The organism is Polymorphospora rubra, assembly GCF_018324255.1.
Classification (GTDB): Bacteria; Actinomycetota; Actinomycetes; order Mycobacteriales; family Micromonosporaceae; genus Polymorphospora; species Polymorphospora rubra.
In genome coordinates, this window is sequence record NZ_AP023359.1 from 2,786,386 (window position 1) to 2,808,700 (window position 22,315).

The 22,315-nt window shown below is 71.9% G+C and carries 15 protein-coding genes and 2 tRNA genes; 7 read left to right on the forward strand and 10 right to left on the reverse strand.

Annotated features, from left to right (window positions below; translation table 11 throughout):
* The first annotated feature begins 35 nt into the window (after positions 1 to 35).
* On the forward strand, positions 36 to 443 hold the full coding sequence (locus tag Prubr_RS12885) for a RidA family protein (RefSeq protein ID WP_212825185.1): 408 nt from the start codon (positions 36 to 38) through the stop codon (positions 441 to 443).
* A gap of 41 nt (positions 444 to 484) precedes the next feature.
* On the opposite strand, the gene Prubr_RS12890 is transcribed toward Prubr_RS12885, so the two are convergent.
* The 3 genes from Prubr_RS12890 to Prubr_RS12900 form a co-directional block, all read right to left on the reverse strand.
* Positions 485 to 952 (reverse strand): hypothetical protein, encoded by a 468-nt coding sequence (locus tag Prubr_RS12890; RefSeq protein ID WP_212825187.1) that lies wholly within the window; start codon positions 950 to 952, stop codon positions 485 to 487.
* Positions 949 to 1,503: an RNA polymerase sigma factor gene (locus tag Prubr_RS12895; RefSeq protein ID WP_212825189.1), complete on the reverse strand. Its 555-nt coding sequence runs from the start codon at positions 1,501 to 1,503 to the stop codon at positions 949 to 951. The genes Prubr_RS12890 and Prubr_RS12895 overlap by 4 nt, the downstream gene beginning before the upstream one ends.
* Positions 1,504 to 1,571: 68 nt before the next feature.
* Positions 1,572 to 2,747 (reverse strand): S8/S53 family peptidase, encoded by a 1,176-nt coding sequence (locus Prubr_RS12900; RefSeq protein WP_212825191.1) that lies wholly within the window; start codon positions 2,745 to 2,747, stop codon positions 1,572 to 1,574.
* Positions 2,748 to 3,132: 385 nt separating this feature from the next.
* On the opposite strand from Prubr_RS12900, the gene Prubr_RS12905 reads away from it, so the two are divergent.
* Together Prubr_RS12905 and Prubr_RS12910 are read left to right on the forward strand one after the other, a co-directional pair.
* A complete protein-coding gene (locus tag Prubr_RS12905) occupies positions 3,133 to 5,490 on the forward strand; it encodes a CHAT domain-containing protein (protein ID WP_246568939.1) in 2,358 nt (785 codons plus the stop codon).
* A gap of 158 nt (positions 5,491 to 5,648) precedes the next feature.
* A complete protein-coding gene (locus Prubr_RS12910) occupies positions 5,649 to 6,197 on the forward strand; it encodes a YbhB/YbcL family Raf kinase inhibitor-like protein (protein WP_212825196.1) in 549 nt (182 codons plus the stop codon).
* 99 nt (positions 6,198 to 6,296) lie between these two features.
* On the opposite strand, the gene Prubr_RS12915 is transcribed toward Prubr_RS12910, so the two are convergent.
* Positions 6,297 to 7,004 (reverse strand): class I SAM-dependent methyltransferase, encoded by a 708-nt coding sequence (locus Prubr_RS12915; RefSeq protein ID WP_212825198.1) that lies wholly within the window; start codon positions 7,002 to 7,004, stop codon positions 6,297 to 6,299.
* Between the two features lie 406 nt (positions 7,005 to 7,410).
* Complete coding sequence (locus tag Prubr_RS12920) at positions 7,411 to 8,220, reverse strand: IucA/IucC family C-terminal-domain containing protein (protein WP_212825200.1); 810 nt, start codon at positions 8,218 to 8,220, stop codon at positions 7,411 to 7,413.
* 370 nt (positions 8,221 to 8,590) lie between these two features.
* Between Prubr_RS12920 and Prubr_RS12925 the strand changes: the two genes are divergently transcribed.
* Complete coding sequence (locus Prubr_RS12925) at positions 8,591 to 10,180, forward strand: peptide deformylase (protein ID WP_212825203.1); 1,590 nt, start codon at positions 8,591 to 8,593, stop codon at positions 10,178 to 10,180.
* Positions 10,181 to 10,195: 15 nt separating this feature from the next.
* Here Prubr_RS12925 and Prubr_RS12930 read toward each other — a convergent pair whose 3' ends face one another.
* Positions 10,196 to 11,311, reverse strand: a complete 1,116-nt coding sequence (locus Prubr_RS12930; RefSeq protein WP_212825205.1) for a globin domain-containing protein — start codon at positions 11,309 to 11,311, stop codon at positions 10,196 to 10,198.
* A gap of 241 nt (positions 11,312 to 11,552) precedes the next feature.
* Here Prubr_RS12930 and Prubr_RS12935 point away from each other — a divergent pair, with 241 nt between their 5' ends.
* Positions 11,553 to 12,320, forward strand: coding sequence for a CPBP family intramembrane glutamic endopeptidase (locus tag Prubr_RS12935; protein ID WP_425518047.1), 768 nt, complete (start codon positions 11,553 to 11,555; stop codon positions 12,318 to 12,320).
* A gap of 25 nt (positions 12,321 to 12,345) precedes the next feature.
* Here Prubr_RS12935 and Prubr_RS36830 read toward each other — a convergent pair whose 3' ends face one another.
* The 3 genes from Prubr_RS36830 to Prubr_RS12950 form a co-directional block, all read right to left on the reverse strand.
* On the reverse strand, positions 12,346 to 12,516 hold the full coding sequence (locus tag Prubr_RS36830; RefSeq protein WP_246568632.1) for a hypothetical protein: 171 nt from the start codon (positions 12,514 to 12,516) through the stop codon (positions 12,346 to 12,348).
* 1,266 nt (positions 12,517 to 13,782) lie between these two features.
* Positions 13,783 to 16,143: an MSCRAMM family protein gene (locus Prubr_RS12945; protein ID WP_212825207.1), complete on the reverse strand. Its 2,361-nt coding sequence runs from the start codon at positions 16,141 to 16,143 to the stop codon at positions 13,783 to 13,785.
* A gap of 198 nt (positions 16,144 to 16,341) precedes the next feature.
* Entirely contained in the window at positions 16,342 to 18,423 is a 2,082-nt protein-coding gene (locus Prubr_RS12950; protein ID WP_212825209.1) for a carboxypeptidase-like regulatory domain-containing protein, read from the reverse strand.
* Between the two features lie 160 nt (positions 18,424 to 18,583).
* Here Prubr_RS12950 and Prubr_RS12955 point away from each other — a divergent pair.
* Positions 18,584 to 18,674: transfer RNA gene (locus tag Prubr_RS12955), tRNA-Ser, on the forward strand.
* A gap of 35 nt (positions 18,675 to 18,709) precedes the next feature.
* Positions 18,710 to 18,782: transfer RNA gene (locus tag Prubr_RS12960), tRNA-Arg, on the forward strand.
* Between the two features lie 293 nt (positions 18,783 to 19,075).
* Here the strand turns inward: Prubr_RS12960 and Prubr_RS12965 are convergent.
* On the reverse strand, positions 19,076 to 21,994 hold the full coding sequence (locus Prubr_RS12965; RefSeq protein ID WP_212825211.1) for a tetratricopeptide repeat protein: 2,919 nt from the start codon (positions 21,992 to 21,994) through the stop codon (positions 19,076 to 19,078).
* Between the last annotated feature and the right edge of the window lie 321 nt (positions 21,995 to 22,315).

Below are 22,315 nucleotides of genomic sequence, written 5' to 3' on the forward strand. Positions count from 1 at the left end.
AGGCAAGTCGTGTACCCCGCTGTGAGGAGTGCTCCATGGCCGTAGAACTGATCAACCCCGATGGGCTGCCGAAGCCCGAGATGTACCGGCAGATGTCCGTCGCCACCGGTTCGAGGCTGGTGTTCCTGGCGGGGCAGGTCGCCCGCGACGCCGAGGGGAACCCGGTCGGCGCGGGCGACCTGGCCGCCCAGGTCGAGCAGGCGTACGTCAACATCGGCACGGCGCTCGCCGGGATCGGTGGCTCGTTCGACGACGTGGCGAAGCTGACCGTCTACGTCGTCGACTGGTCGACCGACAAGCTGCCGTTGCTCGGTGAGGGGGTGGCCCGGGCGGCCGCGCGACTGGGGGTCGACCCGGTCAAGCCGATCACCCTGCTGGGTGTCGCCGCGCTGGGCGAGCCCGATCTGCTGGTCGAGGTGGAGGCCACCGCCGTCGTCGACTGAGACCGGGTCAGCGGCGGCCCGCCCGTCGACCTGCTACCCGTTCACAGCCGGACCCAGTCGGTGTGTACGCCGGTTCCGGGCGCGGCCGGGTCCGCCGACTCGACGACGAACCGGGTGGGGCCGGGCGGCAGGTCGCGTACGGTGAACCGGCCCATCTCGTCGGCCGTCACCTCGACGCTGCCGACCGGCTGTTCGACGCGGAGCCGGGCCGCCTGCGGCGGCACCAACTGACCGAGGATCCGCAGCCGTCCGGCGATCTCGCCGACCTCGACGTCGATCGAGCACGAGCCGGCCTCGTAGCTGAGCAGGCGGGCGGGTTCGCCCCGGACGTCGGCGGTGGCCAGCGAGCTGTCGGCGGTCAGCTGGGCGAGTTCGAGGTCGAGGGTGCGCCAGTCGAAGCTGTTACGGGCCGCCTCGATGGCGCGGGCCGGCACCGGGTCGGCCCGCCACAGCATGTCGCGCAGTTCGGCGAGCAGGGTGGCGTCGTCGGGAGTCTCGGCGGGATTCATCCGTCCACTCCCGACCGGGCCAGGTGGCCGCGCAGGGTGGTCAGGCAGCGGGCCCGGGTCGGGCCGAGGCTGCCGACCGGTACGTCGAGCGCGGCCGCCACCTTCGTGTAGCTGCCGGCGGGGTCGATGACGAGCAGCCGGAGCAGGGTCTGGCAGCGGGCCGAGAGCCGGCGGAACGCGGCCCACAGCTCGCGGTTGCGTTCGTCGACGAGGATGTCGTGCCAGGGTGGCGGCTGTTCGTCGTCGACCACCTCCGCGCCGTCGGCCTCCGGCAGTGCGCCGGAACGGCGCTGGCGGAGCAGGTTCAGCGCCTCGCGGCGGGTGGTGGTGACCAGCCAGGAGCTGAGCGCGGCCGGGTTGCGCAGGTTGTCGAGGTGTTCGACGGCGCGCAGCCAGGTGACCTGGCTGACGTCGGCGGCGTCGGCGTCGTTGAGCCGGAAGGCCCGCGCGGTCGCCCAGACCAGCCCGGCGTACCGGTCGACCAGGGCGTTCCAGGCGTCGCGGTCGCCGGCGGTCGCCGCCGCGACCAGAGTGCTCGAGTCCGCGTCCATGAAATCCGAGCCTATCCGCGCGGCGGCGCCGGACGCGCGGACCCGGCGGTGCGGCTCGACAGACGTACTCACGACAGTCCGATGTAGTCGTCGAAGGTGTCGCCGGCCGTGGCGACGACATGCTCGAGTGCCGCCGCGGGCGACCGGCCGGCGGCGATGTGGGTGGCGATCTCGGCGACGACCCGCGGGGTGGCGAACGACGTGCCGCTCCACTGTGCCCAGCCGGACGGGAAGAACTCGTCGTGGTTGATGAAGGTGCTGTGGATGTCCTGGCCCGGCGCGGCCAGGGTCACCCACGGGCCGGCGTTGCTCCAGTCGCAGATCGCGCTCCCGTCGTGGGCGGCGACGGCGGCGACCCGGTCGCTCCACGCGTGACCGGCGCCGGCGAACGCGGCCGGCCAGAACGGGCTGGTCCGGTTGCCGTTGTTGCCGGCGGCGGCGACCACCACCCGGTCCGGTACGGCGAGCGCGTTCTCCAGGGCGACCCGCAGCCCGACCGGCGGCAGGTCGTCCTCGGTGAAGCCGCCGAGGGAGAGGTTGACGACCTGCACCGATGGGTCGAGCCGACCGAGTGCCCGGACGAGCTGGTCCTCGGTGCAGACGCCGAAGGTGTCGAGCACCTTGAGCACGCTGAGTTCCACCTGGGGGGCGTGGCGGACGATGACGCCGGCGATGAAGTTGGCGTGTCCGACGTCGCCGTCGAGCAGGCCGTCGTTGTCGACGTCGGTCTCGGTTTCGATGTCGACGGCGCCGGGCCGGTAGTAGCCGGCGGGGAGCTTGCTGTCGACCCAGGCGCCGGTGTCGACGATGGCGACCGAGACGAGGTCGTCGTCGCTCGGCCGGCCGGCGAGTGCGGCTTCGCTGGCCGGGACCGGTGGTCCGCAGGGTCCACCGTGGTTGAACGGGGTGCCGAGAAAGACGTGGTTGGGGCAGAGGACCGTGGCGCCGCGGGGTGCGCCGCCGCGTACGGCCCGGACGGTGTCCGGCACGTCCAGGCCGGTGGCGAAGTAGCGCCGCAGCCCGGGTACGACCTCCTCGTCGCCGAGTGCGGTCACCTCCCGGCGCTGGCCGGTCAGGTACCGCTCGACGTGCCGCCGGTCCTCTTCCACCACCAGCAGCTCGTCGGCGACGTACCAGACCGGGGAGTCCGGGCGGGTGGCGGTGGAGCGCAGCCTGGGCAGGCTCCGTAGGCGGCGCTGTCGGCGGTGCTGGTAGCCGGCCAGCCGGTCGTCGGACGCTGACATGGGGTCCCCCCGGGTCGTCTGGACGTTGTCTGACTCTCATGGAGCAGACGGGTACGGGAGGCCGACGATACGTCCGGTACCCGACAGGCGGGCGGCGTGCCAAGATCGTGCCGTGACCGACATCGAGGGGGCGTCGGGAGAGCAGCTGGCCGAACAGGCGCTGCGGCTGGTGACGGCCGATCCGCGGCAGGCGGGCAGGCTGGCGGCGCAGGCGCGCCGGATCGCGCGCCGGTCCGGGGACCGCGACGCCGAGTCGACGGCGGAACGGTCGCTCGGCCTGGCGGCCCGGGAGCTGAACGACGCGGGTACGGCACTGCGCCACCTGCGCCGGGCCGTACGGGTCGCGCGGGCCGCCGGGCTGCCGCAACGGGCCGCCGAAGCACGGATGAGTCTGGCGCTGGTCCTCGCCGAGGCGGGGCGGCCGGCCCAGGCGCTGCGGGAGATCGACGAGGCGGCGCCGGCGCTGGACGGGCTGCCCGCCGCCCGGCTGGGCATGCAGCGGGCGCTGACCCTGGACCGGCTGAGCCGGTTCGCCGAGGCGATGGACGGATACACCGGTGCGATCGCCGCGTTCCGGCGGGCCGGTGACCAGCTCTGGCAGGCCCGGGCGCTGACCAACCGTGGTGTCCTGCACGCCTACCGGGGCAGTCTGCGGCAGGCCGAGGCGGACCTGTTCGCCGCCGAGCGGCTGTACGACGTACTCGGGCAGCACCTGGCGGTGGCGCAGGTGCGGCACAACCTCGGGTTCGTGGCCGCGCAGGCCGGCGACGTGCCGGGCGCGCTGCGCTGGTACGACGTCGCCGACGAGTACTTCGCGCGCAACGGCCGCTCGGCGATCGCCCTCATGGACCGCGGCGAGCTGCTGCTGCGCGCCCGGCTGCTGCCCGAGGCGCGCGATGCCGCGCAGGCCGCGCTGGACGCGGCGCGGGCCGGCCGGACCCGGCTCTACGAGGCACAGGCCCGGCTGATGCTGGCCGAGGTCGCGAACGGCGGCGGCGACCGTCGGACGGCCCACCGGCACGCGACGGCCGCGCACCGCGCCTTCGTCCGGCAGGGCCGTCCGGCGTGGGCGGCGCTGGCCAGGTACGCGGCGTTGCGGGCCGCCGACGACACCGGGCCCACCCGGCGGCTGCGTCGGGCCCGGGAGGTGGCTGCCGAACTCGCCGCCGCCGGCTGGCCTACCCCGGCCCTCGACGCCCGCCTCTACGCCGCCGGGCTCGCCGCCGGCCGGGCCGAGGGGGCCGCGGAGCTGCGGCTGGTGCTGGCCGCCGGCCGTAACGGTCCGGCGGAACTGCGGGTTCGGGCCTGGCACGCGGCCGCCCTGCTGCGGGACGCGGCCGGGGATACCGCCGGGGCCCGGCGGGCGCTGCTCGCCGGCGCCCGGATCCTCGACACCTACCGGGCCGCGCTCGGCGCGACCGAGCTGCGCACCCTGGCCGCCAGCTACGCCACCGACCTGGCCGCGACCGGGCTGCGGCTGGCCCGGCAGACCGGGCGGGCCCGGTCGGTGCTGTGGTGGGCGGAGCGTTGGAAGGCGGCGGCGCTGCGGCTGCCGCCGGCCCGGCCGCCGCACGAGCCGGCGTTGGCCGCCGACCTGGCCGAGCTGCGCCGGGCGGTCGCCGAGGCCGACTCCGGTGTGCCGGCCGGCCGGGTCAACGCGCTGTGGCGGCAGCGGCGGGCGCTGGAGGAGCGGATCCGGCGGCGGAGCTGGCACGTCCGGGGCAGCGGCTCGACGACCCGTACGCCCAATCTGCTGGCCCGGCTCGATGGGCAGCTGCACGACCGGACCCTGTTCGAGCTGATCGACATCGGGGGCGAGCTGCACGTGATCGTGGTGCACCGGGGTCGGTTCCGTAGCCGGGCGCTGGGGCGTACCGAACGGGTGGTCGCGGAGTTGGAGGCGTTGCGATTCGCGCTGCGCCGGATCGTGCTGCGGCACGGTGGGCCGGCGTCGCGGGCCGCGGCCGTGCAGGGGGCCCGGCACGCCGCCGAGCAGCTCGACCGGGCGCTGTTCGCGCCGGTACGCGGCTGGCTGGGGGACGGGGAACTGGTCGTCGTACCGGTGGGGTTGCTGCACGCGACGCCGTGGGCGCTCCTGCCGACGTGCCGGGGGCGTCCGGTCGCCGTGGCGCCGTCGGCGACGGCCTGGCTGGACGCGACCGCGCGGGCGGGCGCACGGCCGTCGACCGGTTCGCCGCTGCTGGTGGCCGGTCCCGGCCTGACGCACGCGGACCGGGAGGTACGGCGGCTCGCGGACGCGCTCGCCCCGGCCGAGGTGTTCGTCGGGGCGGCGGCGGGCGCGGAGGCGGTGCTGGCCGCGCTCGACGGTGCTCCGCTGGCGCACGTGGCGGCGCACGGCGGCTTCCGCTCGGACAACCCGATGTTCTCCTACCTGCGGCTCGCCGACGGGCCGATCACCGTTTACGACCTGGAGCAGGTGGCCCGTCCGCCGGCGGTCGTGGTGCTGTCGGCGTGCGAGTCGGGGTTGTCGACGGTGCATCCGGGCGACGAGCTGATGGGGCTGGCCGCCGCGCTGCTCGGGGTCGGTACGGCGACGGTGCTGGGCAGCGTGCTGCCGGCCCAGGACGAGGCCACCCTGGAGCTGATGCTGGACCTGCACCGGCGCCTGGCCGGCGGGAGCGGGGCGGCGGCCGCGCTGGCGGCGGCGCAGGCGGCGATGGACGGCACGCTCGACGAGCGGTCGGCGACCGCGGCGGCGTTCGTCTGCTTCGGCGCCGGGTGACCGGCGCGGATCCGGTCGGGCGCCGGGTGACCGGCGCGGATCTAATCGGGCGCCGGGTGACCGGCGGATCCGGCTCGGCGCCGGGGCGGTTCGGTGCGCGCGGCCGTCACCGGATGGGGTATGAACCGAGCAGCGCACACCAACCGGAAGGAAGCCTCATGAGTCTTGAGCGTCCGATCGCCCCGGACCCGTACGACCTGTTGCCGCCCGTGCCGTCGTTCACGCTGACCAGCGAGGACGTGCGGGACGGCGAGCCGATGGACGTCGAGTTCGCACATTCGAGCGTCGGTGGGTCGAACCTGTCGCCGCAGTTGGCCTGGTCGGACTTTCCGGCCGAGACCCGGGGCTTCGTGGTGACCTGCTTCGACCCGGACGCGCCGACCGGCAGTGGCTTCTGGCACTGGGTCCTGGTCAACGTGCCGGCGTCGGTCACCCAGCTGCCGCGTGGTGCCGGCAGCGAGGCGACGGCCGGGGACGTGGCGGGCGGTGCGTTCAGCGTCCGCACCGACTACGGCACGAACGGCTACGGGGGTGCGGCGCCGCCGGCCGGTGACCGGCCGCACCGGTACGTCTTCGCGGTGCACGCGCTCGATGTCGACCGGCTCGGCGTCTCGCCGGAGTCGACGCCGGCGGTGGTCGGGTTCAACCTGGCGTTCCACACGCTGGCGCGGGCGACGATCCGGCCGACGTACGCGGTCAAGGAATAGTGACGCGCTGATCCGGCGCCGTGGCGGTCGTGCCACGGCGCCGGGACCGGCGCGTCGGTGCCGGGGGAACGCCCGGTCTGGGCCGGTCCGGCGGCCCGGCTACGGAACGCGGGCGACCGCGAAGACCGACTGCCCGAACGGCGGGCGCACCAGCGACTCGGCGGCCTTCGTCGTCGGCAGGACCAACGTGTCGTAGACCTTGACCATCGGGCCTTCCTTGGGCGTCAGCTTGAAGACGCTGGTCGCCATGTAGTAGCCGATGAGGCCGAGCGCGTTGGCGTAGTGGAGCTTCTCGACGGTGAGGCCGGCTTCCTCGAGTGCGGCCCGCATCGTCTTCTTGGTGTAACGACGGACGTGCCCGGTGGCGATGTCGACCGGGCTCATGGCGAACGGGAAGGCCGGCACGATCAGCACGATGTTGCCGCCCGGCCGGACCAGGTCGCGCATGCTCCGCAGCGCACCGACGTGGTCCTCGATGTGCTCGAGCACGTTGTAGGAGACCGCCGCGCTGTAGTCGCCGCGCTCGGAGTGCGGCAGCAGCATCTGGCGGACCTCGACGTTCGGTACCGACTCCATGCGCTCCTTGAGCTGCACCAGGCGGTCCGGGTCGGCTTCGGTGGCGGTGAAGCGCTCGAAGTGCTTCGCCCACTCCAGGGCGTAGTCGCCCAGGCCACTGCCGATCTCGATCGGGTTGTCACCGAGGTGGGGGATAGCGAGGTTGACAAACCAGCGCCGGTGGTTTACGGCAGTGGCGAGGCCCTCAAGGACCTCAGATTGAACCCGCTGATCCCCCGTAATTTGTGTCATGCGTTGATTCCTCACGCTCTGAACCTGATCTGCCCGGGACCGAAAGAGTGAACCATCTAGAGCGACCGTAAGGAAAGTCAGGGTCTGATGTAGGCAGAATGTCGACTTGGGCCATGTTTGCCCATGCCAAAGGCTGATATTTGGCCATCAAACGGCCAGCTTCGGCCTGACTGCGTCACTCTTACGGACTACGTCCGTTACGGTCCGATACTACTTGCGTGCCTGCGGGAGCCGGGCAGCTCAGGGAGCAGGTTTCCGTCACGTTTCTGTGACGTGTCGCAAAGGGAGATCATCATACCCGTTGCCCCTGCGCAAGGGGCCGTTCATCTGGAATCGGCGATGGTCGCTGCGCCGCGTCCGACAGTGGGCGATTTGGCGGCTATGTCGAGCCCGACTCGAGTGTGATCTACCTCACACTTGCTGTTGTCTCCGGTCGGATGCAGCAGCCGGCGCAGACCTTCGGCCGGGGCAACGTGAACGCCAGGCAGCAGGTGCGCCGCTGCACGGTCAGTTCGCCGTTCGGGCCGGCCACCAGGTCGACCAGGTCGTCGACGCCGAACGTCGAGAGCAGCGTACGGATCGTCTGGGCCGACGAGCCGGGCAGCACGTCGGCCGCCCGCAGCACCGCGTGCGCCACCCCGGAGGCCAACGAGCCGAGCAGCGTACGCGTGCCCAGCCGGACCTCCTCGTGGATCGCGTCCAGCATCGGCGTGACGTGGCTGTCGACCAGTGCGCCGCGCAGCGCGGCCAGCAGTTCGGTCTCGCCGGCCACCACCTCGACCTGCGGCAGTCCGGCCAGGGCCAGCGGGTCGCCGGGCAGCACCGCGACGGTCGTCGACCGGCGCAGGCCGATCCTGACCAGGGCCCCGTCCGTGTCGACGGCCACCAGCACGTCGGACGGGTGGGGCAGCGGCACCCGGCGGGCCGACGCCCAACCGAGGACCGCCGGCAGCGCGAGCCAGTAGACGTACGCCTTCCAGGCGAGGGCGGTCGCGGCGTGCGAGGAGCCGCCCCAGCGTTGCCGGGCGGCGGCGAGCAGTTCCGGCAGGCGGCTGCCGTCGACCAGTTCCGTCGCCGGCCGCCAGCCCCGCTCGTCGTCGACGAGCAGGCCGGGAGCGAGGCCGGGAAGGTCGTCGGTGCCGAACGTCGCCCGCAGGGTCGCGGTCACCGGGCCGAGCGGACCGGTCGCGCTGCGTAGATCGACGGCGGAGGTCACGCTGGGTTGCCGATGCTGGTGTGGGCGAGGTCGGGGGTGGCGGGGCTGACGAGGGTCGGACCCTGTCCAACGGTCATGCCTGTCACCTTGAGAATCCCCCTGCCACCTGCGCGGACGGCTCACGATAGCGCGCTAAGGCTAGCCTAACCAGGGCGGGTCGGGATTACGCCACAATCGCCACTCTGGGTATCCGGCGTTTCGCGGGTCGTTGCCACGTGGCTCGGGGTACCCGGGGCGGGCGCCCGCCAATCTGGCCGCACCGTCGCCGGCCGATGTCGCCTTTGTCAAGAGTTATGTCGGTAACAAGGCACTCATGTCCGCCTGGGCGGGTCAGAAAGGAGACTGAAGGTCCCGGCCCATAGGACGTGCGATGACCATCTCGCCCATCGAACGGGCTGCCGACACCTTCGCCGCCGAGCTGAGCCGGTGGCGCGTCGACCGGGGCATGACCAAGAAGCAGCTCGCCGCCCGGATGGGCTTCGACCCCTCGTACGTCAGCCACGTCGAAGGCCGCCGACACCGGCCCACCGAGGACTTCGCCCGCCGGGCCGAGGCCGTGCTCGGGGCCGGTGGCGCGATCTGGCGCTGCTTCCAGCAGTACGACGAACTCCGCCACGCCCGCGCCCCCGGCTCGGCACACCGCGACCCGCCCGTACCCGAGCAGTGGCTGCCGCCCGGCACCGGCCTCATCGTCGAACAGGAGGTCGCCGCGCTGTCCTACCAGGACGGCGCCTATCGCTGCGTGATCCGCCGGGCGCTCTACAACGCCGGCACCGAACCGGTCACCCGCTACCTCGTCCGGGTCGCCGTCGACCGCTACCCCAACGACCCCGAGCTGTCCAACCGCTACCACCGCGACCGCCCGCTGACCTTCGACGAACTCGACCTGCGGGCGTACTGCGGTGACCCGCCGGCCCGCGAGCCGATGCGGTGGCGCAAGAAGCACGACCGGGACGCGTTCAAAGAGGTGTGGCTGCTCTTCGAGAACGACGACGGCCGCTTCCCGCTCTACCCCGGCGAACGGGTCGCCATCGAATACGGCTACACGGTCGGGCAGGAGAAATGGGGGCAGTGGTTCCAGCGCGCCGTACGCGTGCCGACCCGCAAGCTGACCGTCCGCCTCGACTTCCCCGAGAAGCTCGACCCGCACGTCTGGGGGGTCGAGACCTCGCTGTCGGCGGAGGAGGCCCCGCTGCGTACGCCGTTGCAGCGGCGGGCCGAGGACGGCCGGACCCACGTCGAGTGGACGACCGACGAGCCACTGCTCAACGCCCGCTACCGGCTGGAGTGGCGGTTCCGCGCCCAGCCGACCGACGCGCCGGCCGAGCCCGTACCGGCTCCCGCACCGGCCGAAGCCGCGGCGCCCGCCGGCGAACCGGAGCCGGCGACGACGTCGGCCGAGACCCCGGCCCGGGCCAGCGACCGGATGTCGGCGGCCGGCATCGTCCAGCGTGGCGCCGACCTGCTCCACCGGGCCACCGACCCGTTCGACCTGCCCGCCGACGCGGCGGCCGCCGAAGAGGTCCTCACCGAACTGCGGGCGGCCCTCGCCCGCGTCGACCAGCTCCACCTCTTCAGCAAGGGGGTCGGGCTCGCCGCCCCGCAGATCGGCCTGCCCCGGTCCGCCGCGATCGTCCGCCCGCCCGACGGCGCCGAGCCGGTCGTACTGCTCAATCCGCGCGTCGTCGACGCCTCGGCCGAAACCGACGACCAGTACGAAGGCTGCCTGTCCTTCTTCGACGTACGCGGCCTGGTCACCCGCCCGCTGCGTATCGACGTCGAACACGCCCGCGCCGACGGCAGCCGGATCATCACCTCGTTCGAGCAGGGCATGGCCCGCCTGGTCGCCCACGAGATCGACCACCTCGAGGGCCGGCTCTACGTCGACCGGATGGCCGCCGACGTGCCGCTCGTCCCGGTCGAGGAATATCGCGAGACCGGCCGCCCCTGGCACTACTGACGTCCGGGGCGGGAATCAGCCGTCGCTGAAGGCGTCGTACCTGATCCGGATCGACGGCACCTGCAGCTCGGCGAGCGTACGCAGGGTCGACCGGACCATCGGCGCCGATCCCGACACGAAGAAGTCGTGCTCGGCCCACGGCCCGTAGCGGCCGACGACATCGGAGACGAGGCCCTGCTCGCCGGTGAAACCGTCGTCGTCGCTGCACGCCGGCACCACCGACAGCCACGGGTACCGGGCCGCCAACTGATTCAGTTCGTCGAGGTCGTAGAGGCCGTCGCGGTCGCGGGCGCCGAAGAACACGTGCACCCACCGGGTGCGGTTGTAGCGGGTCAACTCCTGCACCAACGCCTTGATCGGCGCCAGCCCGGTGCCGCCCGCGACGCAGACGATGTCTCGGGTGGACGACGCGTCCAGCGTCATCGACCCCATGGGCGCCGCCACCCTCAGCAACTCCCCCGGCCTGACCTTGCGGACCAGCGCGCTGGACACCCAGCCGGCGCCGACCGCCCGCACGTGGAACTCCAGCGTGTTGTCGGCGTCCGGCGCGTTCGCGATCGAGTACGTCCGCCACAACCGCGGCCGGTGCCGGGGCGACTCGACGCTGACGTACTGGCCGGCCCGGTACGGCAGTGGATACTGCAACGGCCGGCAGGTCAGTACGGCGACGTCCGGCCCCCGGCGCTCGTGGGTCAGCACCTCGGCGTTCCAGTACGGCGGATTGGTGTCGGTCGCCGCCCCGGCGATCATCCGGGCCGAGATCGCCTGGTACGCCTCGCGCCACGCCTGGTCGTACTCGATCGACCACCGCTCGCCGGCGAACGCCCGCAGCGCCTCCAGCAGCGCGCCGCCGACGACCTCGTAGTGCTCTGGTTCCACGTGAAACTTCCGGTGGTCCCGGCCGAGCGCGTGCAGGTACTCGTCGGAGCGGTCGGGGTCGTCGACCAACTGCATCGAGGTGACGAGCGCGCCCAGCAGGCGGGCCCGCTGAACGTCCATCGTCACCGGAAAGAGGTTCCGCAGTTCCGGGTTGGACAGGAACATCCGCGCGTAGAAGTATCCGGCGACCTTGTCCTGCTGCTCCTCGACGAGCGTCCAGCTCTCCTTGAGCAGCCGCGAGAGATTACCCATTGACGCCCTCTTCAGTGATGGCGGCGGCGGATGCCGCACACCTGGGGGACTAGGTTGCGTTCCGTGGGTGGGTGGTCATTCGTTGTAGATCGTGACTCCAGATTGGGCACCGAATGTGAGGAGCTATCGCACAGACTGTGCGATGTGAGGTCGTCATGCCTATGGTCGGCGGCGGAATGGCCCAAAACGAGGGACCGCCGACCCGTTTTACAGGGCCGTCCGGCACAGTGATCGGGTGAGCGTGGAACCCGTCAAGCAGCCGCTGCCGAGGCGGACGATCAGCAGCGAGGTGCTGCTCGTCCTCGGCCTCTCCCTCGGCCAGTCGGCCATCTATGCCATGGTGAGCCTGACCGCCCGGCTCACCGCCGACCGGCCACTGGCGCAGCAGACCGCCACGCTCAACGCGTCCCAGTCGGCCCGGCCGTGGCTCGACCTGACGTACCAACTGCTCGGCATCCTCTTCTCGCTCGTACCGGTGCTGCTCGCCGTACACCTGCTCAACCGGGACCGCGACGATCCGCGCCGGCTGCTCGGCCTCGATGCCCGCTCACCCTGGGCTGACCTGGGCTGGGGCGCGGCACTCGCCGCCGCGATCGGCCTGCCCGGCATCGGGCTCTTCTTCGTCGCGGCCCAGCTCGGCGTCAACGCCAGCCTCGTCCCCGCCGCCCTGCCCGAACTCTGGTGGGCGGTGCCGGTGCTGATCCTCGCCTCGTTCGAGAACTCCATCCTCGAAGAGGTCATCGTTGTCGGTTACCTGATCACCCGGCTCCGCGACCTCGGCTGGCGGATCGAGCTGATCGTCCTCACCAGCGCGGTACTGCGCGGCACCTACCACCTTTACCAGGGCTTCGGCGCGTTCGTCGGCAACGTGGTGATGGGCGTCGTGTTCGCGCTGTTCTTCCTGCGTACCAAGCGGGTCATGCCGCTGATCGTCGCGCACGCGATCCTGGACATATTCGCCTTCGTCGGATACGCCCTGCTGCCCCGCGAGTGGTTCGACTGGCTCTGACGGTCGCGGTCCGGCGCGGTCCGGTTCAGCCTTCGGCGACCCGGTAGCGCGCCACCGCGCGGGCCGCCAACCGCTGCGCGGCCGCCGAGTCCCCCGCCGTCGCCGCCAGCAGCGCCGCCCCGGCAGCAACCGGGCCGCCAGCCGCAACGCCAACCAGCCGCCGGCCTGCGCCGCCAGCGGAGTCGCCAGCCGCCACGCCGCCTCCGCCGCCCGCCGCGCCGGCAGCTCCCCGTCCGGCCGGGCGCCGAGCGCCGCGTCCACCGCCGCCCGCGCGAACGCCTCGTCCGGATGCACCTGCGTCAGCACCAGCAACTCGACCGCCCGGTCCGGATGCTCCGGATCATGCCCGTACGCGGCGGCGACGTGCAGCACCAGATCCGTCTGCGTCCAGGCGACCGCCGCCAGCTCGGCCAGTGGCGCGAGCAGCCCCGCCGCCGCCGACACCGCCCCACCCGCCCCGGCCAACCGGACGAACCGCCGGGTCGCCAGCCGGGCCAGGCCGTCCGGCGTCGCGGCCGGATACTCCGTCCGCAGCCGCTCCGCCCACCGGGCCGCCGCCGGCCCGCGCCGCCGTACCGCGGCAAGCGCCAACAACTCCGGCGCGAAGCCCGGGTGGTCGACCACCCGGTTCGTCGCCGGTTCCGCCTTTTTCCCGGTACGGCGCACCGTCGCCGCCGGCACCCGGCCGGTCATCTCCACCGGGGCGGGTACGGGCTGGTCCGCGACCTCTGTGGACGCTGCCAGTACCGGCGTTACCTGCTGCCCGGTGGGCTGCTGCTCGACGGGCTCCCGGGTCGCCGGCTGCTGCCGATCGGTGGGCTGGTCGGCTTCGGCCGGTGCGGTCTTGCGGCGGGCGGTCTTCGTGGGCACCGCCTTCTTCGCAACGGCTGCCTTCTCCGCGGCGCCTGTTTCCTTCGCCGGCACCGCCTTCTTCGCGGCAGTCGCTTTCCTAGCCGGGGTCGCCTTCTTCGCGGCAGCCCGGGCGGTCGTGCCCGCCGTCTTCGCCGGGGTGCGCTTCGCCGCTGTCTTGCGGGCGGGCCGCGTCGCGGCACCGGCATCGTCCGCTGCGTCGGCATCGTCACCGGCGCCCGCGCTGTCGCCGGGTGCCGGCGTCCGGGCGGCCGGCACGTCCGGCGGCCCGGCCCCGTCGCCCGTGCCCCTGCCGTCGTCGGCCCGGGCACCGGCCCGCCGGCCACCCGTGGTCTCGGCGGCCGGCGGCTGGAAGAGGACGGCCGGCGCCGCCTTCGCGCTGCGCGCCCGTGGCGCCGGCGTGGGAGCCGTCTCGGTCGGTTCGGCCGGCGTGAAGGCGGCCTTCGGAGTGCGCTTGCGTGGCTTGCGGTCGGCCGGCTCGGCAGGCGGCTGTTCCATGAGCAGGAAGCCTATCCGGGCCGGCCGACGTACACCTCTTGAAAGCGCCCGGGCCGGCGACGCGTCACCGCCGCCGGCCCGGACACCGTCACCGTCAGTTGATCGGAACGACCAAATCGAGGGTCCGCCCCTGCGCCGGCACCGCGATCGTCCGGGCACTGGCAAAGTCGGTGCCGTTGTCGTACCAGAAGTCGACCTGCTGGTCGTCGACGTAGGCGATCGCCCTGACCTTGACGAGTTCGGGTGCGAGCACCCGCATCTCGTAGGTGTCGCCGCTCTCCCACTTGATTCCGATGATGTCCTGCGTCAGTGCGCTGTGGGCCAGCAGGTAGGCGTCGGGCACCGGTTGCCCGGCCCGGTCCCGGATGGAACCGGTGATGACGGTGCCGGTCTTCAGCTTGATGTCGTAGGTGGCCGTCGCGCCCGAGGTCACCTGGATCTTCTTGGCGACCATCCGGTTCGCGGTGCCCCCGGACCACTGCCGCGCGTGCTCCTCGTCCATGAAGAACAACGGCCAGGCGTACGGGCCGAGGCCGGTCACCGTGTAGCGGCCGTTCTGGTCCGTGTACGGGAAGTCTCCGCCGACCCCGGGGTGGATGCTCGACAGTGCCACCCCGACGTCCGCGAGCGGCGTGTTGTCCGCACCGCGGACCACGCCCGTGATGGCGCCGGCCGGATCCAGCAGCACCGCCGGCGCGGCCGTCGTTGCGCCCGCCGTGACGGTGATCCGCTTCGCGCTGCTCGCAGCACCCGTGCCACCGTTCGCACCGACCCACTGCGCGCCGAAGCCGGTCGACTGCCGTGGCCGTACGAACATGTGATAGTCGCCCGGCGGCAGCGGCTTGATGTCGAGTTGCCCGGTGCCGTCGCTGCAGTAGGGCTCCCCGTCGGGGAGGCGGGCCGTTCCGGCCGCCACGATGGCGACACACACGCCGGCGACCGGCGCCCCGGTGGCGCGGGCGTTCACCGTGGCCGTGATCGCGCCGCCGAGCTGGACCGGCACGGCCACGTCGGTGGTCGCGTTGGCCGTGACCGTCGCCTGCGCGTCGTTGTGCATGTACAGCGACGACTCGTCCGGCTGGAGGTAGACGAAGTAGCGGCCGGCACCGATGCCGTCGAACAGGATCTCCGAGTTCGTGGTGCACTCGTGGCCGTAGGACGGCCCGTCGAGAAGGGCGCAGAACTTCGTCAGCGGGGCGCCGGTGACGGAGTCCGTCGCGGTGACCCGCAGTGCCCCACCGGTGAGGAGGGTGTCGTCGACGGTGGTGGTGATGTTCGCCTGCACCAGGATGATCGCCGCGTCCTCGGAGTTGCCGACCCCGTACGCGTACTGCCGGCGGCCGCTCGTCGGGTCGACGAAGGACACCTTGTAGTCGCCGACGATCAGGTCGTCGAAGCGGTACGCGCCCGTCTCGTCGGTCATGGCGTAGACGCTGTTGTTGTAGTTGTCGTAGGCGGTGACCTCGGCGTTGCCGATGCCGGCGCCGTCCTGGTCGACGAATCGGCCGGCGATCGCCCCGGTGGCGAGCAGCGTCTCGTTCACGGTCGTCTGGTTGCCCACCGCGACGCTGAAGGTGTCGGCCTGGTCGTCGGCGAGTTTGCCATGGCCCCACTGGGTCGCGCCGGTGGGCAGCTGGAACCGGAGCTTGTAGTTTCCGGGGAAGAGGCGCGGGATCTGGTAGTCGCCGTTGTCGTCGGTCCAGGCGACGGCGCCGCCGCCACTGGTGATCGACCGCGAGCTGACATAGACGTTCGCCGCGGGCTGTCCGCTGGCGTCGACCACCCGGCCGGCGATCGATCCGGTCGGCGCGACCGTGTCGTCGGCGACCACCGTGCCGCCGGGCGAGACGGTGAAGACCTGGGCGTTGTGCTGTTGCTCCTGCTGCGGGATCCACTGGGAGAATCCGGAGCCGAGGAGAAGCTCCACCCGGTACTCCCCGGGCAGGAGCGAGAGCGTGTAGCGGCCGTCGATGTCGGTGCTGCCGCCGACGGACCCGTCCGGCCCCGAGGCGCTGGCCCAGATGCCGGCCTGTGGCACGCCGTCGCTGTCGGTCACTCGTCCGGTGATGGTGCCGGGTGCCAGGAGCGAGTCGTTGACGACGGTCGCCGCGCCGGCGGTCACGGTGATCTCGGCGGCGGTGTCGAACGACCGCTGCTGGTAGGCCCACTGCACCTGGTAGGCGGAGTTGGTGAAACTGACCTTGTAGACGCCGGCCCGTACCTGGGGGAACGTGAACTGGCCCTGGCTGTTGAGGCCGACTTCGCCGCGGTGGAAGTGGTTGGTGTCCAGCAGCGTGACGCGTACCCCGGTGGCCGGGGTGCCGGTGCTGGTCGTCAGGGTGCCGGTGATCGAGCCGAAGGTGGGATTGGCGGTGGCGGGCGACGCGAGCGCGACCGTGGCTGTCAGAGCCACGATGCTCGCGATGCCCACCGAGCGGAGCAGTTTTCTGTACACGGCCATCCTTGAGGGGAAGGAAGGTCCGGGGACGTGGTCCGGCAGCATAGCGTGACGGCGCGGTCCCCGTGTGCCATGATCGGCTCACGCAGGATAGTTGATCCACTTCGTACGGTGGGGCCCATTTATCGGCGGTCGTCGGTGACACTTCGGACGGTGCCGGGCCGGCGGGAGGCCGGCCCGGCAGATCCGTGAGCGTCAGCCCGCCGGGTTGACGATGTCCAGCGTCCGGGTGCCGGTGCCGGAGATCAGAACCGTCCGGGCGGCGGCGAAGGAGCCGTCGTCGTCGTACCAGACGGTGTCGTGGCCGTATCCGTTGTGGACCTCGCTCTTGATTTTGATGAGCTGTGGGCCGACGACCAACATGCGGTAGCCGCTGGCGCCGCCGCCCCGGCCGACCTCCTCGCCGGTGACCGCGTTGTAGGCGTAGACGCCCGCGCCCGCGCGCGGCTGGCCGGCCTGGTCGCGGACCACACCGGTGACCACGGTGCCGACCCGCAGGTGCACGTCGTACGTGGCGGTGGCGCCGGCGGTCACCTGGGTCTTCTGGGCCAGCAGCCGGTTGCCGGTGCCGCCCGACCACTGCCGCGCGTGGTCCGGCACGTCGAAGACCAGCGGCCACCGGTACGGCCCCAGCCAGTCGATCGTGTACCGGCCCTGCCCGTCCACGGCGGTGCCGACGACCCCGTTGCCGGAATGATCGTGCGGGTAGAGGGCGACCACCCCGCTGGTGATCAGGGCGCCGCCGGAGGCGCTGCGGACCTGGCCGGTGATCGTGCCGGCCGGGTCGAGCGCCGGGGCGACGGTCGCCGTCGCGCCGCTGCTGACGGTGATCCGGCGGGCGGTCACCGCGTCGCCGGTACCGCCGGTGGTGCCGACCCACTGGGCGCCGAGGCCGCTGCCGTCCGGCGCCTTGACGAAGACGTTGTAGTCGCCGGGCGCCAGCCGCGGGGCGGATACCGTGCCGGTCGAGTCGGTGCAGTGGTAGCCGTCGGGGCGCAGCACGCCGGTCCCGGCCCTCGCCACCGCCACGCAGGCGTCCGCCAGCGGGGTGCCGGTCGCGGCGTCGGTGACCAGGGCGGTGATCGTGCCGCCGAGCACGAAGACGATCTCCAGGGTGGTGGTCTCCCCGGACTGTACGGTCACAGGCACCTGCTGGGGCAGGTAGTCGCCGGCCGTGTCCGTGCTGCCGCTGTAGGTACCCGGCGCCAGGTCGGTGAACGACAGGCTGCCGTCGTCGGTGCACAGGTTCCGGCTGCCGGCACCCTCGAGGTACAGGCAGTAGTCGGACACCGGCAGGCCGGTCGCCGAGTCGCGGGCGGTGACCTGCAGCCCGCCGGCGGGCAGCAGTTGGTCGTCGACGACGGTGGTGCCCCCGTCGGTGACCGGGTAGCGGTCGGCGTCCTGCGGGCCGGTACGCCCGGTCGCATACTGCCGCCACGTCCGGTTCTGGTCGCTGAACGCCACCCGGTAGTCGTCGCCGGTCGACAGGTCGTCGACCCGGTACGCCCCGGTCGAGTCGGTGGTCGCCCAGCTCGTCGAACCGGCGCCGGTCACCTCGACGCTGACATCCGGCAGCGGGCCGCCGGAGCGGTCGAGGAACCGACCCGCGATCGAGCCGGTGGGCAGCAGCACGTCGTCGACGACCGTGTCCTGGCCGGCGACCACGGTGAAGGTGTCGGCGGCGTCGAGGGTCCGCTCCTGGTGGGCGAACTGGCGGAAACCACCCAACAGCTGGAACTCGATCTTGTAGTCGCCGGGGAAGAGCGCCGGGATCCGGTAGTGGCCGTTCTGGTCGGTGTCCCCGTACCCGAAGTCGGCGCCCGGGGCGATCGCGGTCACCGACGCGTACGCGACCGGCGCCCCGTTCGACCTGGTCAGCCGTCCGCTGATCGATCCGGTCGGGCGCAGCACCTCGTCGACGACGAGCGCCGCACCGGCATCCAGGACGATCGCGTCGGCGGCCTGGAAGCTGGACTTCTGGTGGGCCCACTGCCGAAGGTTGTCCTGGGTACGGAACTCGATCTTGTAGCTGCCGGCCGGTACGTCGGAGAAGAGGTAGCGGCCGCTCCGGTTGGTCGAGGCGTGACCGACGTAGTCCTGGTCCACGGTCCAGAGCGTCGCCGACCCGTGCGGGCTCGGTGCCCCGCCGCTGGTGGTCAGGATGCCGCTGATCGAGCCGGCGGTGGGGTTGGCCGCGGCGGGAGAGGTGATCGCGGTCGTGGCGGCCAGCGCCGCGACGACCACCAGGGTTGTTCGAAGAGATGGGAATCTGCGCACGTACGTCCCTTGGGGGTGAGGGGTCCTGGGGTACCTGTGGTGACGGTATGTGTCGGTTTGGTGCCCCAGGGTGCCATGATCGGCACGCGCAGGATAGTCGCTTTGCCCCGCCCGGTGGGCGCACTGTATTCTCGGTCGGCGGTGGTCTACAGGCCACCTGGGAGACTTCGCCTAGTCTGGTCTATGGCGCCGCACTGCTAATGCGGTTGGGGTCTTAAAGCCCCTCCCGGGTTCGAATCCCGGAGTCTCCGCGCTCGGACCGGTGTGTAGACTGGCCCAGGCACCAGCGCCCGTAGCTCAATGGATAGAGCATCTGACTACGGATCAGAAGGTTAGGGGTTCGAGTCCCTTCGGGCGCACAAGATCACAAAGCGTCTGACCTGCAGAAACGCAGGTTGGGCGCCTTTAGTTTTTCGCCCCTATCGACGCATGGGTGCTCGGTGGGTGCTCGTGCGACAAGCGGGCCCCACCTCCCGCGCCGCCCGTTCGGGCACCCGTTTCACGGTTACTCGATGCGCGGAGTCCGTAACCCGTAGTGTCGACCCCTATGTAGGGATCTGGACTAGGGCGCGAGACGGGCGTCACAGAACCACTGCTGCCGCGACTTGCCGGCTTCGAATCTCAGCGGACTGATTATCCCGGCAGACGGAGATCAACCAACCTGGGGCTCAGACGAGCTCTCTCGCCAGTACGCGAGGTTGTTGCGGGTGACCAGGGTGTTGGGGTGTTCGGGGCCGAGGACCCGCAGCTGGTCGGTGAGTAGCTCCTCGAAGGCGGTGGCGGCGCCGGCCGGATCGCCGGCCTTGCCGCGCCAGTACGCGAGGTTGGCCCGGGTGGCCAGGGTGTTGGGGTGGTCGGGGCCGAGGACCCGCAGCTGGTCGGTGAGTAGCTCCTCGGTGGCGGTGGCGGCGCCGGCCGGGTCTCCGGCCTCGCCGCGCCAGTACGCGAGGTTGTTGCGGGTGGCCAGGGTGTTGGGGTGTTCGGGGCCGAGGACCCGCAGCTGGTCGGTGAGTAGCTCCTCGAAGGCGGTGGCGGCGCCGGCCGGATCGCCGGCCTCGCCGCGCCAGTACGCGAGGTTGCTCCGGGTGATCAGGGTGTTGGGGTGGTCGGGGCCGAGGACCCGCAGATGGTCGGTGAGTAGCTCCTCGAAGGCGGTGGCGGCGCCGGCCGGATCGCCGGCATCGCCGCGCAAGGACGCGAGGTTGTTGCGGGTGATCAGGGTGTTGGGGTGTTCGGGGCCGAGGACCCGCAGCTGGTCGGTGAGTAGCTCCTCGGTGGCGGTGGCGGCGCCGGCCGGATCGCCGGCATCGCCGCGCCAGTACGCGAGGTTGGCCCGGGTGGCCAGGGTGTCGGGGTGTTCGGGGCCGAAAACCCGCAGATGGTCGGTGAGTAGCTCCTCGAAGGCGGTGGCGGCGCCGGCCGGATCGCCGGCCTCGCCGCGCCAGTACGCGAGGTTGGCCCGGGTGGCCAGGGTGTTGGGGTGGTCGGGGCCAAGGACCCGTATTCGGTCGGTGAGTAGCTCCTCGGTGGCGGTGGCGGCGCCGGCCGGATCGCCGGCATCGCCGCGCAAGGACGCGAGGTTGTTGCGGGTGATCAGGGTGTTGGGGTGTTCGGGGCCGAGGACCCGCAGCTGGTCGGTGAGTAGCTCCTCGGTGGCGGTGGCGGCGCCGGCCGGATCGCCGGCATCGCCGCGCAAGGACGCGAGGTTGTTGCGGGTGGCCAGGGTGTCGGGGTGTTCGGGGCCGAAAACCCGCAGATGGTCGGTGAGTAGCTCCTCGAAGGCGGTGGCGGCGCCGGCCGGATCGCCGGCCTTGCCGCGCCAGTACGCGAGGTTGGCCCGGGTGGCCAGGGTGTTGGGGTGGTCGGGGCCGAGGACCCGCACCTGGTCGGTGAGTAGCTCCTCGAAGGCGGTGGCGGCGCCGGCCGGGTCTCCGGCCTCGCCGCGCCAGTACGCGAGGTTGGCCCGGGTGGCCAGGGTGTTGGGGTGGTCGGGGCCAAGGACCCGCACCTGGTCGGTGAGTAGCTCCTCGAAGGCGGTGGCGGCGCCGGCCGGGTCTCCGGCCTCGCCGCGCCAGTACGCGAGGTTGTTGCGGGTGGCCAGGGTGTTGGGGTGGTCGGGGCCGAGGACCCGCAGATGGTCGGTGAGTAGCTCCTCGAAGGCGGCGACGGCGCCGGCCGGATCGCCGGCCTCGCCGCGCCAGTACGCGAGGTTGCTCCGGGTAACCAGGGTGTCGGGATGGTCGGGGCCGAAAACCCGCAGCTGGACGGTGAGTAGCTCCTCGAAGGCGGCGACGGCGCCGGCGGGGTTGCCTGAGGTGCCGAGGCTGTTGAAAGCGACTGACAGGAGGGGGTGCGTTTCTGGTTGTAGTAGTGCGTCCTGGCCGTGCTCCTGAACAGAGGTGGTGTTGCTGCGCAGCCGTTGGGCGTGAGCGGTGTCGCGTTCGATCTTTGGCCAGGTTTCGGTGAGGGCGTCCGCGGCGGCCCAGGCGAGGTCGGCGATGTGCTCTCCGCTGCACAGTTCGCGGGTGGCGCGTTGTACCAGGCCGTGCATTGAGACGATCTTGGCGTCGATGGTGATCAGGTTGAGGCGGTGCAGGCACTGCAGCCCCGACTTGGCCAGTTCGGCATCGAGATCGCCGCTGGCGTCGGTGGTGAGGCTGCGGCGGTATGTTAGCCAGTTAAGCGCGGCGGTCGTGGTGAACACCGAGATCGGGATGCCGGCGGGGTCGAGGACGCTGGCCAGCTCCAGCAACGGCCGGGCCAGGCCGGCGGGGCGGGACCGCTCGGCCGTCTCGATGGACAGCGACATGGTGGCGGCCACCGTGCGGTGGTAGTCGTCGGGTAGGCCGGTCGGGCCGTCGGGATCGGGGACGAGGTCGTCGAGCCGGCTTCGGCGGTCGGCGAACCGCTGCCGGTACCGCGAGCACGGCACGCCCTCGTCGATCATGAAGGCGGTGGCCTGTGCCAGCGCCAGCGGCAGCCGTCCCAGATTCTCGACCAGCCCGCTGACGTCGTCGGCCAGCGCTGGTTTGCCGTTCAGGCGGGTGTGTACGTAGTGGGTGGCCTCGTCCTTGGTGAAGGTTCCGATCGGGACCAGGTGTCGGCCCGCGCCTCGTAGCGCGGACCCGCGTAGTCGGGTGGTGACGACGGTACGACCGCTGGGGTTTGGAGGTGGCCACAGCCCCTGGAGGTCGCCTGTGCGGGTCAGGTCGTCGAGCACGATCAGCCACCGTCGGTCGGTGCTGGTCAGCCAGGCGTGGAACCGGGCCGCGTCCTGTTCGGTGTCGATATCGTCCGCACCGGGTACGGAAAGTTCGACACCGGCCTGGGCGTAGCCGGCCAGAATCGCGCCCCTCGAGGTGGCAGAGATCCAGACCAGCAGATCCAGCCGCCCGGCGCTTCGTAGGTGGTCGGCGAGGTGGACCGCCAGCTGGGTCTTACCCACGCCCCCCATCCCGGACAACAGCTGCGTTCCCGCACTGGTCAGCACGGCCGTGCCGCCGTCAGTGGTTACCTCGGTCAGGACCTTGACCGCGTCACGGGTCTGGAAGCAGTCAGCCAGCTGCGGCACGATCCCGACGACCTGACGTGGCTCCGACCGCGACGACGGAGGTCGTTGATCGGGATGTTTCCGTTCATACCGTGTCAGCCAGACGCGGATGTCGACCTCTTCGGCAGGCAGCCGCCGCCCCTTCGACCTGGCGAAGCGTTCACACGCGTCCACGAACGCCGCGACAGTCGTCCATCGGGGCCTACTCGCATAGTTGCTGTTCAGGATCGCCCCGAGGGTCGCCCTGGATGCCTTGTGCGGGCCTTGATCGGCGAACGTCTTTAGGCTGTCGACGGTCGGGGACCCTGCCAGTTCGTGCAGCCGTTTGAGGTCTTCGCGGAT